At 36.2% G+C, this 12,645-nt stretch carries 8 protein-coding genes; all 8 read left to right on the forward strand.

The window, feature by feature from the left end:
- Window positions 1-2 precede the first annotated feature (2 nt).
- The 8 genes from CGC58_RS06620 (at window position 3) to fbp (ending at window position 12,634) form a co-directional block, all read left to right on the forward strand.
- Entirely contained in the window at window positions 3-1,433 is a 1,431-nt protein-coding gene (locus tag CGC58_RS06620) for a TlpA family protein disulfide reductase (protein WP_157909223.1), read from the forward strand.
- A gap of 295 nt (window positions 1,434-1,728) precedes the next feature.
- Complete coding sequence (gene greA / locus CGC58_RS06625; protein ID WP_095897145.1) at window positions 1,729-2,202, forward strand: transcription elongation factor GreA; 474 nt, start codon at window positions 1,729-1,731, stop codon at window positions 2,200-2,202.
- A 7-nt stretch (window positions 2,203-2,209) separates the two neighbouring features.
- Window positions 2,210-2,599 (forward strand): HIT family protein, encoded by a 390-nt coding sequence (locus tag CGC58_RS06630; protein WP_095896008.1) that lies wholly within the window; start codon window positions 2,210-2,212, stop codon window positions 2,597-2,599.
- A gap of 181 nt (window positions 2,600-2,780) precedes the next feature.
- A complete protein-coding gene (locus CGC58_RS06635) occupies window positions 2,781-3,551 on the forward strand; it encodes a polysaccharide biosynthesis/export family protein (protein ID WP_095896009.1) in 771 nt (256 codons plus the stop codon).
- A 5-nt stretch (window positions 3,552-3,556) separates the two neighbouring features.
- Window positions 3,557-5,902 carry a GumC family protein gene (locus tag CGC58_RS06640; RefSeq protein ID WP_095896010.1) on the forward strand — a complete coding sequence of 782 codons (2,346 nt, stop codon included), beginning with the start codon at window positions 3,557-3,559 and terminating at the stop codon, window positions 5,900-5,902.
- A 313-nt stretch (window positions 5,903-6,215) separates the two neighbouring features.
- Window positions 6,216-9,428 carry a SusC/RagA family TonB-linked outer membrane protein gene (locus tag CGC58_RS06645; RefSeq protein ID WP_095896011.1) on the forward strand — a complete coding sequence of 1,071 codons (3,213 nt, stop codon included), beginning with the start codon at window positions 6,216-6,218 and terminating at the stop codon, window positions 9,426-9,428.
- 11 nt (window positions 9,429-9,439) lie between these two features.
- Entirely contained in the window at window positions 9,440-11,422 is a 1,983-nt protein-coding gene (locus CGC58_RS06650; RefSeq protein ID WP_095896012.1) for a RagB/SusD family nutrient uptake outer membrane protein, read from the forward strand.
- A gap of 180 nt (window positions 11,423-11,602) precedes the next feature.
- Window positions 11,603-12,634 (forward strand): class 1 fructose-bisphosphatase, encoded by a 1,032-nt coding sequence (fbp, locus tag CGC58_RS06655; protein WP_095896013.1) that lies wholly within the window; start codon window positions 11,603-11,605, stop codon window positions 12,632-12,634.
- Window positions 12,635-12,645: the final 11 nt, after the last annotated feature.

Here is a 12,645-nt window from a genome sequence, read left to right on the forward strand (position 1 = left end):
TTATGATGAAAAAAATAAGCGTATTTTTGGCTTTGGCTATGGCAATTGGCTGTGGCACACCAGAGAAGAAAAGCAATTTGCTTTCAGGGAAAGTTTCCGGAAGTGCAAATAGCAAAGTATTGGTTAACTTGCCTGTGGAAGGAAAATATTTTGTAGCTAATAGCCAAGAAATCAGTATTCAACCTGATGGAAGTTATTCTACTGAAATTCCAACGGGAACAACAGGAATGATTTTATTATACAACCATCTTACGCCTGCTTACTTATTTGCTGATAATCAAGAACAGTATGTTGTGGACTTTCAGGGGGAGAGAGTTACGTACGATTCCAAAAATGAGAAAATGTTCCAGCTATTCAATGACTTAGGATTACTTGATGATGTTCGCAGTACCGTAGATGTGGAAAAACACACCGATTTAGATAGCAAAAACAAGTATTATTCCGAATTGTTGCAGAGCAGAAAAGAAGTTTTGGATAAGGCTCGTGGTGAATTACAACTTTCGGATGTGGCTTATGAAAAGTTAAAAAACTTGCTGGAATTGAAAGTTGCTGACCTGAAATCGGCTGATTTTTTCTTTACTTTCCGACTTTTTTATGAGCAAACTCCTGAGAAAAATAAAGAATTTGCCGACATTTATTTGAATCCTTGGGAAGAAACATATAAAAAAGCGTTCGAGAATCCTGATTTTTCGGCTTACGACGGGCAAACAGCCTTTCTTTCTCGTTACAAAATGCTTCAAGACATCAAAAATACGGGAAAATTACAATTTGTATCCTCTGACAAACCTTATTTTATCCGAGAAATTGACTTTTTCAGAGCCAATTTACCTCAAAATTTGGTTGAATATGCTTGGGCAAACACAATGTACGAAGGAGTAATGCAAGGAAAGTTTGAAAAAGATTGGATTGCGAATTTTGAGGAGTTTAAAACGCAATTTCCAAATAGCAAGCTAACCGATTTGCTGGTTCCGTATATAAACAAAGTTGTTGAATATCACAATGATGATAAAGGTTTTGCTGTAAATTTTGTAGAAAATTATGAAAACATCAATACTTTAGATGAACTTTTTGCAAAATATCAAGGAAAAGTGTTGTACATTGATTTCTGGGCAACTTGGTGCGTGCCTTGCCGTAAAGAACTGCAATATTCCAAAGAAAATCATCATACTTTGGAGGAAATGGGAGTAGTTCCTATTTATCTTTCTATTGACCAAGATAGTGCTGACAGTCAATGGAAAACGATGATTAAAAACTTAAAACTGGAAGGAATACACATCAGAGCTAACGCAACATTGCAGAAAGAGTTAAGTCAGTTCGTGAAAGCAATTCCTCATTATATCATTGTTGGGAAAGATGGCAAAATTAAAGAGAAAACAGCCAAACGACCCAGCGATAAACAGGAGTTATTTGACCAGTTGAAGAAGTATTTATAATTGAACTTTCAATGGTTTGATTTGAATTCGTTACAGAACTTATTCTTGATTTTTCAGAAGTTCTGTAACGAGTTCTTTTTTTGTAAAACAAATAGATAATTACAAACAGATTTTCGTATTTCTTGCAAATCGGATTACATATTTTAAAATATTTATTTTCAATTTATTGCCGATTTACGATGCAGAATCTAAAAATTGGACTTTTGTATTTTGCTTTCAACTTATTTTTCGTATCTTTGCCCGCGAATCCTCAAACCACTTGAGGATTTTTCGTTTTTTTAAAAATAAAGAAATTATGAGTAACGTATCGTATTACACCGCTGATGGTTTAAAAAAGTTGAGAGAAGAACTGAATCAACTGAAAGATGTTGAACGTCCTAAGGCTTCGCAAGCTATCGCTGAAGCAAGAGATAAAGGAGATTTATCTGAAAATGCAGAATATGATGCAGCCAAAGAGGCTCAAGGGCTTTTGGAAATGAAAATAGCCAAATTGGAAACGCTTTTGGCAAACGCCAGATTGATTGATGAGTCACAGCTTGACACATCAAAAGTGTTGGTGCTTTCCACAGTTAAGATAAAAAATTTGAGCAACAATATGCAAATGACGTACACTTTGGTTGCTGAAAGCGAGGCTGATTTAAAGTCAGGGAAAATCTCCGTAAGTTCTCCTATCGGTAAGGGATTGTTAGGGAAAGAAGTCGGGGAAATAGCAGAAATTAAAGTTCCGAATGGGATTTTGAAAATGGAAATCTTGGAAATTACCAGATAGAAAGCTTATGGCAACAATTTTTACAAAAATCATAAACGGAGAAATTCCTTGTTATAAAATCACGGAAAACGATGATTTTATAGCTTTTTTGGATATTAGTCCAAACGCTAAAGGTCACACGCTTTGTGTTCCTAAAAAGGAAATAGACAAAATCTTCGATTTGGATGATGATTTATATCTGAAATTGATGTCTTTTTCTAAAAAGGTGGCAAAAGCATTAGAAAAAACTATCCCTTGCAACAGAGTAGGAATGGCTGTTGTAGGTTTGGAAGTGCCTCACGTTCACGTACATCTCATCCCGATTAGTAGAATGGGAGAAATGACTTTCAATGAGAAAGTAAAACTCACTGATGATGAGTTCAAGGATATCGCTGAGCGAGTTAGGAAAGCCTTGTAAAATGGTTTTTTTACCTTGTGTGTTAAAAATTTGTTAGGAATTGCTTTAAACTTGGAAAATTGGAGTCAATATTATACTTTTGGCGTTGGTTATTCTGACCTAAGTATAATTACTTGATAAAATTATAGTATCAATTTAGGTTGGAAAAGTCTGTTATTGTAAATTTAATAAAAACTAAATAATGAAGAGAGTATTAATCTTATTTTGTGCAAGTTTGTTATTGTTTTCTTGTGCGTCAAGGGATAAGGTAGCTTATTTTACTAATGCTAAGAATAACAAAGTTGAAACTTTAAAATCGTATGTTTCAAGACTTCAACCAGATGATTTATTGAGCATTATCGTAAACTCCAAAAGTGATGAATTATTGAGTGAATTCAACAGAGGGTTGGTAACACTTCAGCCTTCTATGGGGGCAAGGGTGTCACAGTCAATGTTACAGACTTATTTGATAGATAAGGATGGATACATTCATTATCCAACTATCGGGAAAATAAAGTTAGGAGGGCTTACAAGACAAGAGGCTGTAGATTTGCTTACAAATGCCATAAAGCCTTATATAACGGATGCAACAATTAACTTGAGAATTCTCAACTTTAAGGTAACGATAGAGGGTGAAGTTAACCGACCTGGTACTTACACTATAGAATCAGAAAGGATTACACTTCTTCAAGCTCTAAGTCTTGCCGGAGATTTAACGATTTATGGTAAAAGAAAAAATATCTTGATTATACGAGAGCAAGATAATCAACGAGTTTATAAAACGGTAGACATCACTTCCACGGATTTTATGAATTCTGAATATTACTACCTAAACCAAAATGATATTGTTTACGTAGAACCTAATAAAACGAGAGTTAATTCTTCAGTTGTGGGACCTAATACAACTACAATAATTTCGTCTATTTCAGTGCTTGTAGCTGTGGTAGCTTTAATAGTGAATATAAGTAGATAATTTTTATGGATAATAGAGTAAAATTAAGCTCAGAAGAAACGTCAGGTAATTTTAATCTTATGGAGCAAATCGCTCCCTACGTTTCTCGGTGGAAGTGGTTTGTAGCAGGAGGTTTTTTGGCTTTGCTTGCTGCTTTCTTATATTTGAGATATGCCACCCCACTTTATAAGGCATCAACTATCATTATGCTTAAGGATGATAACAAGGGTGGAACAGTCAATGAATTTTCGATTCTCTCCGATTTAGATATTGGAGTGAAAGACAATGTTGAAAATGAGGTAGAAGTATTGCGTTCCAGAACTCTATCGGAAAAAGCAGTCAAAAAACTAAATTTGAACATTTCTTATTTTCCTTTAGGAAAGACGAAACCAGATTTGTATAACGAATCTCCGGTAAATATTACAATAGATAAGCTATCAGAAGCATTTGAGAAAGAAACTCCTTTAGACTTAGAAATTAAGGGATTAAATGATATTGCTTATAATATTTACAATGATGGAAAGTTGTTAGGAAAATATAACTACGGGGAGCCAGTTAAAAATGAAATAGGGCAGTTTGTAGTAAACAAATCTGAGAAGCATTTTAGCAAGCCCGATTATGGACTATCTGTGAAGGTTGAAGGCTTGGAGGGTGCAGCTCAAGCGTACAGAAGGGCATTGAATGTGAATCTGATGGGAAAAAATACGAGTGTTTTGGAACTCTCATCAACAAATTCTAACAAAGAAAAGGCAAAAGATTATTTGAATACTCTTGTTGATATTTATAATTCAGATGCAATTGCTGACAGACGTTTTATTTCTGAAAACACATCCGATTTCTTAACACAACGTCTTGATATCTTGACTAAAGAAATAGATGCCGTAGAGAAAACTACTGAGAAGTTCAAAAAAGATAATCAAGTTACAGACATCGTTTCTGAAGCGAATTTGTACACTCAAAACACGAGTGAATTTGAGAAAAGATACATAGATATAAATACTCGAGTAGAGCTTATTGACAACGTAATAAAAGGATTTATTGATACAGAGACTACAGGAAAAACTTTCCCAATGTTAGATGCTCTTACTGCGGATCCTGCATTGTCAGCAGCGATTAATGAACACAACAAATTGGTATTATCTCGTAATGAATCAGCGGTTAATGCGGGTCCGGAGAACTTCAGGATAAAACAAATGGACGAGCAAATAAAATCGTTGAAAAAGGCAATTAAGGAGAACCTTGTTTTGTTGAAATCTAACCTGAATATTCAAAAGTCTGATATCAGCAGACAACAAAGAGTATTGAGCGGAAGGGTTAGTTCTGTACCTACTTTGGAAAGAGAGTTTAGGGAAATTACAAGACAACAAGGGGTAAAAGATGCTTTGTATCTGTATTTATTAGAGAAAAGAGAAGAGGCTGAAATTTCAACAGTAGCTTTGGCTCCGAATGCTAAAGTGATTGATGGGGCTTTCTCTTCAAACATTCCGGTATCTCCGAAGAAGAAGATAATTTATTTGGCCGCACTGGTTCTTGGTTTAGCCATTCCTTTTATTATTATATATCTTAGCACTTTATTTGACAATAAGATTAAGAGCAAGTCTGATATAGAAAAGTACTTATCTGCCCCTTACTTGGGTGATGTTCCTCGTACCAAATCAGATGAGAAAATTATCAAAGCCAACAGTAATTCTGAATTTGCTGAGGCACTTCGTATCATAAGAACCAATATGGATTTTGTCCTTGGTAATATTGCAGAAAACAGAAGCAAATCAATATTTGTAACGTCAAGTTTGCCAAAAGAAGGAAAAACCTTTATGGCAATGAACCTTGCTGGAACGTTTGCTCTTTCTGGTAAAAAAACCTTACTTATTGAGATGGATATCCGTAATCCTAAGATAGGTCAGTATTTGAAATTACCTTCTCAAGGACTTACTAATTATTTGGCATCTGGTGATATAGATATTAATTCGGTTATAGTTAAGGTTCCGGATTTCAAAGAGCTATACGTGATTCCTGCAAAAGTAGTTCCACCGAATCCTGCGGAATTACTTATGAATCCGAAAGTTACAGAGATGTTCGATTACTTAAAAACAAAATTTGATTATATAATCGTTGATACAGCTCCTGTGAATTTGGTTGCGGACACTTTACTAACGGCTAAAAATGCAGATGCGTTCGTTTATGTGGTAAGAGAAAATCAAACAACTAAGGAAATGCTACAAAAAGCACAAAAATTGCATAAGGAAAACAAACTTCCTAATATGTGTGTGCTATTGAATGATACAACTGCTAAGGCTAACGATAGTTATGGTTATGGTTACTTTCAAGAGAAGTATCAGAAGAAACCTTGGTGGAAACGAATTTTAGGATAAGTTTCAAATCATAAGAATAAAAAGCTGGCAATTTGCCAGCTTTTTTTGTTTTTTCACAAAATTCTATATTTGTGGTGTTTTTCATAATTGTAAAGTCCAACGAATTAGGATTTTTTCTACCAAAATACATTTCAAAAATGTATTTATCCTTCGTAACATTATCGATTCTAAAATCTGATTTAAATTGTATTTTCTTTATATTTCTTATTTAAAATATTTAAAAATTATTAGTGTTAAAATACTTGTATTTTTTTGAGATATAATTTAAGCTAATTATCTTTGTAACAATAAATAATTAACAAAAATAAACATTATGAAAGCAAAAAAAGCATTATTATTTATGTTGTTGCTACTGGGGTGTTTTCACTTTTCGGTTGCACAGACGTTATTGGTAAGAGGAACCGTAACGGATGAAAGTAAAATACCTTTGTCAGGTGTGGGAGTTGTGGTAAAAAATACAACTCGGGGAGTAAGTACTGATTTTGACGGAAAATTTGAGATTCAAGCCAAAGCAGGCGATGTACTCGAATTTACTTCTCTTGGTTTTATAACTCAGGAAAGAACTGTCAAAGGTATTCAAAATCAAACAATTAATATTGTTTTGAAAGAAGACACACAACAGCTAAAAGAGGTTGTAGTTGTGGGGTTTGGTTCTCAAAAGAAAGAAAACCTCACAGGTTCAGTAGCCTCAGTGGACGCAAAAGTTCTTGAGGCTCGCCCTGTAAATAGTGCAGTGCAAGCATTACAAGGTGCAGTTTCCGGGATGAACTTTAATGTTGGCAGAGGTGGAGGAGAGTTAGATAACAATCTGGCTTTCAATATCAGGGGAGCAGGTACCATTGGTTCAGGTTCAACAGCCAAACCGCTGATACTCATTGATGGAATGGAAGGAGACCTCAATGCACTTAATCCACAAGATATTGAAAGTATTTCTATCTTGAAAGACGCTGCTTCTTCTTCCATCTATGGTTCAAGAGCTCCTTTTGGAGTGGTTTTGGTTACAACCAAATCAGGAAGAGAAGGGCGAGTGGTTATTAATTACAGTAATAATTTCCGCTTTAGCAACCCGACAAATATTCCAAGGATGTTAGATTCTGAAAGTTTTGCATATTATTGGAATGATGCTGATTTGAATTCAGGCAGCGAACCCACTTTTACGCCGGATATTATTGAAAAAATAAAGCTTTATAAAGAGGGTAAACTCACAGAAGCAACCGATTGGAATGATGAAAATGGCGATTGGAACAAAGGAGCTAAGAGCTGGGCAAATGTAGATTGGTTCAAAGAGGCATATCGTGAGTGGGCTCCGGCAACAGAACACAATTTCAGCGTTCGCGGAGGAACAGAAAAAACAAATTATTACGTATCTGCCGGATTACTCAATCAAGAAGGATTGTTCAGATATAATACGGATACTTTTGACAGATACACTTTCAATGCGAAGCTTTCTTCTCAAATTCTTCCGTATTTACGCTTGAATTATAATGGAAGATTTACCCGAACAGGTTATGAAAGGTCTTCATTTTTGATAGGATATGACGGGTTGTTTTTTCACAATATAGGTCGTAAATGGCCAACTTTACCTAAATACGACCCTAATGGGCATTATATTTACAACAACGATTTGGCTAACTTTGAAAACGGGAGAGCTAAAGACAGAAATGACATAATGGTACAGCAATTAGCCTTCGTGTTTACTCCTATCAAGGACTGGGTTACCAACGTGGAGCTAAATTACAGTTTGGACAACGAACATAGCCATATTCCTTGGTTGCCAATTTACAGGTATGATAAAGAGGGCAGACCGATTCCCGCAGCACTCATAGAAGGATATTTTAACAATCCCGGAGCTTCTCGAATTTATGAATCAACAAAAACGACGGATTTTTATAACGTGAATGTCTATACTTCTTATCAAAAAGAAATCAACGGTCATTTCTTGAAAGGAATGGTAGGCTTTCAGTCCGAATTGCAAAAAACACGCTTTTTGTCAGCATCACGTGAAGGAGTTTACAGCACAGATGTACTTGCAATTGATGCAACAGGAAGTGAAAATGATAACGTTGGCGGAAATTACCAGCATTGGGCAACTGCAGGGCTTTTCGGTAGGATAAATTACGATTATAAAGGAAAATATCTGTTTGAGGGAAATATCCGTTATGATGGTACAAGCCGATTCCTAAAAGACCAACGTTGGAATACCTTTGTTTCGGCTTCTGCCGGATGGAACATTGCCAAAGAAAATTTTTGGGCAAGTTTAGGTGAATTCGGAAGAAAAGTTTCTGAATTTAAACTAAAAGCTTCTTACGGAGAATTGGGTAATCAAAATACGGATAATTGGTATCCATTCTATTCCAAAATGAAGCTACGACCTTCTGCAGGAAGTTGGTTCTTAAACGGGCAAAAACCTAATGTTGCTTATGCACCAGATTTAATATCCACGTCATTGACTTGGGAAAAAGTTGCTTCTTGGAATGCCGGTATTGATGTTTCAGCTTTTCAAAACAGACTTAATTTATCTTTCGAACTTTTTAAAAGAACGACATACAATATGGTGGGACCCGCTCCGCAACTTCCGCCTACTCTGGGTATCAAGCCTCCGCAAATCAACAATACGGATATGGAATCAAAAGGATTTGATGCTCAAATTTCGTGGAGAGACCGCATAGGAGAAGATTTTTCATACGGAATTGTCTTCAACCTTACTGATAGCCGACAAAAGATAACCAAATACCCTAATGAAATAGGAAGTTTATCTGCTCCTTACTACGCTGGGAAATACATAGGAGAAATTTGGGGTTATACCACGCGAGGAATTGCAAAAACTGATGAAGAAATGGCTAATTGGGTGAAAGACCACAATCAAAACCGATTAGGAAGCGATTGGAGAGCAGGGGACATTATGTATGAAAACCTCGATGACAAAGACGAAATTAGTAACGGAGCCAACACCCTAACTGACCACGGAGATTTGAGAATCATAGGTAACAGTACTCCTCGTTACAACTACGGGCTGATGCTTGATTTCAAATATAAAAATATTGATTTTAGCTTATTCTTACAAGGAACAGCCAAAAGAGACTATTATATTAACACACCTCACTTCAGAGGGGCAAATGGTCCTAACAGCTATTACAAAGCACAGGCACACGCATTTCCTGAGCATTTGGATTATTTCCGACCCGAAGGAACAAACCATCCACTGGGAGCCAATGTCGATTCTTATTACCCAAGACCATCATTTACAAGAGGTTCTAAAAACTTTCATACACAAACAAGATGGTTGCAAGATGCTTCCTACCTCCGTGTAAAAAATATTCAAATGGGATATACATTTTCTCCGGATATTATGAATACTATCGGTGTGGATAAACTGCGTATCTTCGTATCGGTTGAAAATGCTTTCACATTTACAAAATTGGCGAAAATGTTTGACCCTGAGGCTCTTGAAGCTCGGTTAGGAGGTACTGGAAAGGTTTATCCTCTTTCACGTGTAATTTCTACAGGACTTAGTATAACTTTTTAAAAAATAAAATTATGAGATTAATACATAAAACGATATTTACAGCGGTATTGGCGGGAATGATTTCGTGCAATGATTTTCTTGAAAGAGAACCATTATCGGATGTTTCTCCGAAACAATTTTTTGAAACAGAATCGGATTTGGCAGCTTACACGATAGCTTGCTATAATTTTCCTACGCACGCAGGTTGGGGTGCAGGAACATTTGTTATTGATAATGGAACTGATAACCAGGCAGGAGGAAATGCCTCTGAGAGATGGAAAAAAGGAGAATGGCGTGTTCCCTCAGCCAATGCAAAGGATAGGCAAGGAAACGAAAATGATAATGAAGATGAATTTTCATTTGTAAAAATCAGAAGTGTTAACTATTTCCTCGAGCAAGTAGAACCTAAAATAGCCGAAGGAAAAATAAAGGGAAATACAGCCAACATAAATCATTATTTGGGTGAAGCTTATTTCTTAAGAGCTTACGAATATTTTAAAAAATTGAGGCATTTTGGAGATTATCCGATTATAAAAACGGTACTTTCAGAAGACAAACAAGTGCTCATTGAATCGGCACGTCGTCGTCCTCGTAATGAAGTAGCAAGATTTATTTTAGAAGATTTGGACAAAGCGGTAAGCTTGCTCAAGCCAAGTCCCGTTGAAAATAAAAACAGAATCAGCAAGGAGGTTGCATTGTTATTACGTTCAAGAGTAGCACTTTATGAAGGAACTTGGCTTAAATATCATAAAGGGACTGCTCGCGTTCCGGGAGGTCCGGACTGGCCGGGAGCAAAGGCTTCCTATCTTTCAGGTTTTTCCATAAATATCGATTCAGAAATAGATTATTTTCTGACAGAAGCGATAAATTCTGCAAAAGCGGTAGCTGATGGAGCAACATTAACACCTAATAATCACGTATTGTCTGGAAAAGAAGTATTTAGCAATCCGTATTTCAAAATGTTCGGAGATGTGAATATGGCTTCTTATTCTGATGTACTTTTATGGAGAGGCTACAATGCAGACCAAAATGGAGGGCATAGAGTAATGAATTACATAAAGTTAGGAGCTGGTTCAGGATATACACGTGGTTTTGTCGATTCATTTTTGACAATCAACGGATTACCTATTTATGCCGATGCAAGCTATCAAGGAGATGAAACTTTGTCAAAAACTAAACAAAATCGAGATGAGCGATTGCAGCTATTTATGCGTGCTCCAGGCGATTATATTGCACTGACTCCGATTGAAACCATAGCGAATTATCCTGATTTTTTAATTGTTTCAGAGCAAAAATCCGTAACGGGATACAATATTTCAAAGGGACTTAATGTTAACTCAAACTACTTAGAAACTACTAATTTAACAGAAACAGGAAGCATCGTTTATAGATTATCCGAGGCGTATTTAAATTACATAGAAGCATCTTACGAGAAAAATGGAAACCTTGATGGAACTGCACTTAATTACTGGGGGCAACTTCGTACAAGGGCTGGTCTTCCACAAGACCCTAACGTAACAATCTCTGCGACTGATTTAAGCAAAGAGAATGACTGGGCTAAATACTCTGCCGGAAAGTTAGTTGATCCAACGTTGTATAATATTCGTCGTGAGCGTCGTTGTGAATTTATTGCCGAAGGAATGCGTTACGATGATTTGAAACGCTGGAGAGCTTTGGATCAGGTTCAGAATTACCAAATAGAAGGAATGAATCTTTGGACTCAAATGCACAATGAGCCTTTCTACAAAAATGCCGATGGAACAAGCAAATTCAAAACGCTTCCTGACTCACAGCCTAATATGTCGTCTTCAACTTTAAGTATGTATGTTCGTCCTTATCAGGTGGTTCAGGCAAATAATGTTTATTATGATGGTTTTACTTGGACGCCGGCACATTATTTGGTGCCAATTGCGTATGAAAATTTCTTGCTAACCTCGGCAAACGGAAATGCATCATCGTCTGAAATTTATCAAAATCCGGGTTGGCCGGTATCTGCAAACGGAACTCCTGAGTAGAGATATAACATCTTAAATAATCAGAAGGATTCATATTTTTAAATTATTTTAGTGTCAATACTAATGCTTTTTTGTTAGTATTGACACTAATGTTTTTCTGCTCAGAAATTATGCAATTCTTTTTGTTTTAATCATCCTTTTTCACTAACTTTGAGGCAATGAAAATTAAAACTTAAAGAAATGGCTAAGAAAACGTATCAAACAATGGGTGAGTTTATCATCCAAAATCAGAAAGATTTTAAGTATTCCACTGGGGAACTTACAAGGCTTTTGAGTTCTATTCGATTGGCTTCCAAAGCGGTAAATCGTGAAGTAAACAAAGCAGGATTGGTGGAAGACATTTTAGGCGATATGGGCGAGGAAAACATTCAAGGCGAAGTTCAAAAAAAATTAGATGTTTTCGCTAATGAAATTTTCATTAAAGCCCTGACACAGCGTGAAGTAGTTTGCGGAATTGCTTCGGAGGAGAATGAATTTTTTATTCCTGTGGAAGCCTCTGAAAACAGTCATTTGAGTAAATATGTGGTTCTTATTGACCCTCTTGATGGCTCAAGCAATGCCGATGTAAATGTAACTGTCGGAACGATTTTTTCAATCTATCGAAGAATCACTCCGGAAGGAACTCCTGTACAGTTAGAAGATTTTCTTCAGCCGGGAAATCAACAGGTTGCAGCTGGTTACATCGTTTACGGACTTTCTACAATGTTGGTTTACACTACGGGTAGAGGTGTAAATGGCTTTACATTAGACCCTTCCATCGGAACTTATTACCTCTCTCATCCAAATATGCAATTTCCAAAAGATGGCTCTATCTATTCCATAAATGAGGGAAATTACGTGCATTTTCCGCAAGGTGTGAAAGATTACATTAAGTATTGCCAAGAGTTGGAAGAAAATCGTCCTTATACCTCACGTTATATTGGTTCATTAGTTTCTGATTTTCATAGAAATATGCTAAAAGGAGGAATTTATATTTATCCTTCGGGAACACGTACGCCACAAGGAAAGCTACGTTTGCTTTACGAATGTAATCCTATTGCGTTTTTAACGGAACAAGCCGGAGGAAAAGCCTCTGATGGATATAATCGAATTATGGATATCCAAGCAACCACTTTGCACCAACGCGTACCGTTTTTCTGTGGTTCGGTGAATATGGTAGAAAAAGCGGAAGAATTTATGGCAAAATATCCCGAAGATAGACCGGTTTATTAAAGAAGAAGACT

It is taken from the genome of Capnocytophaga stomatis, assembly GCF_002302635.1.
Lineage (GTDB): Bacteria > Bacteroidota > Bacteroidia > Flavobacteriales > Flavobacteriaceae > Capnocytophaga > Capnocytophaga stomatis.

What these genes read in the sequence shown, in the direction of transcription:
- CGC58_RS06620 (WP_157909223.1), top strand. Translation starts at nt 3, where the DNA reads ATGATGAAAAAAATAAGCGTATTTTTGGCTTTGGCTATGGCAATTGGC.
- greA (WP_095897145.1), top strand. Translation starts at nt 1,729, where the DNA reads ATGAGTAACGTATCGTATTACACCGCTGATGGTTTAAAAAAGTTGAGA.
- CGC58_RS06630 (WP_095896008.1), top strand. Translation starts at nt 2,210, where the DNA reads ATGGCAACAATTTTTACAAAAATCATAAACGGAGAAATTCCTTGTTAT.
- CGC58_RS06635 (WP_095896009.1), top strand. Translation starts at nt 2,781, where the DNA reads ATGAAGAGAGTATTAATCTTATTTTGTGCAAGTTTGTTATTGTTTTCT.
- CGC58_RS06640 (WP_095896010.1), top strand. Translation starts at nt 3,557, where the DNA reads ATGGATAATAGAGTAAAATTAAGCTCAGAAGAAACGTCAGGTAATTTT.
- CGC58_RS06645 (WP_095896011.1), top strand. Translation starts at nt 6,216, where the DNA reads ATGAAAGCAAAAAAAGCATTATTATTTATGTTGTTGCTACTGGGGTGT.
- CGC58_RS06650 (WP_095896012.1), top strand. Translation starts at nt 9,440, where the DNA reads ATGAGATTAATACATAAAACGATATTTACAGCGGTATTGGCGGGAATG.
- fbp (WP_095896013.1), top strand. Translation starts at nt 11,603, where the DNA reads ATGGCTAAGAAAACGTATCAAACAATGGGTGAGTTTATCATCCAAAAT.